Consider the following 698-nt stretch of genomic DNA (forward strand, 5'->3'; position numbering starts at 1 on the left):
GTAGAGCGGCGTGCCGCGGAACACGTAGGTATAGAGCCATACCGCGCGCGACAGCCATTTGCGCTTCGACACGCGCGCGACCGCGAGCGGCACCGACAGGCAGAACCCGAGCCCGATCGACACGACGAGCAGCCACAGCGTGATCGCGACGCCCGTGATCCGGTAGCCGTCGGTGTACAGATAGTTGCGCCAGTATTCTTGGATGAGTTCGATCATAGGTCTGCCTTGCGGACGCCGGTCGAGTAGCGCTTTTCAAGCCACATCAGCACGAAGTTCGAGATCGTCGTGATGGCGAGGTAGATCGCGCCGGCGATCAGCGTGAAGAAGAAGAACCGCAGCGTGCCCTTGCCGGCATCCTGCGACGCCTTCACGACGTCGGCGAGACCGATGATCGACACGAGCGCGGTGGACTTCACGAGCACCTGCCAGTTGTTGCCGATGCCCGGCAGCGCGAAGCGCATCATCTGCGGGAACATGATCCGCGTGAACACCTGCCAGTTCGTCATGCCGTACGCGCTGCCCGCTTCGAGCTGGCCGCGCGGCACCGACAGGAACGCGCCGCGGAACGTTTCGGTGAAGTACGCGCCGTAGATGAAGCCGAGCACGAGCACGCCGGCGAGGAACGGGTCGATGTCGATCTGATCCCAGCCGAGCGCGTCGGTCGCCATGTTCAGCCAGATCTGGATGCTGTAGAACAG

Annotated in this window: 2 protein-coding genes; both read right to left on the minus strand. The window is 63.3% G+C overall.

What is annotated here, in order from left to right:
- A partial coding sequence (locus HMPREF3115_RS32960; RefSeq protein WP_256276460.1) for an ABC transporter permease subunit occupies nt 1-216 on the minus strand: 216 nt, incomplete at its 3' end.
- Nucleotides 213-698, minus strand: a 486-nt coding sequence (locus HMPREF3115_RS28045; protein WP_256276461.1) for an ABC transporter permease, incomplete at its 5' end; no start/stop codon positions are given. The genes HMPREF3115_RS28045 and HMPREF3115_RS32960, both read right to left, overlap by 4 nt.

It is taken from the genome of Burkholderia sp. HMSC10F09 (assembly GCF_001806955.1).
Taxonomy (GTDB): domain Bacteria; phylum Pseudomonadota; class Gammaproteobacteria; order Burkholderiales; family Burkholderiaceae; genus Burkholderia; species Burkholderia multivorans.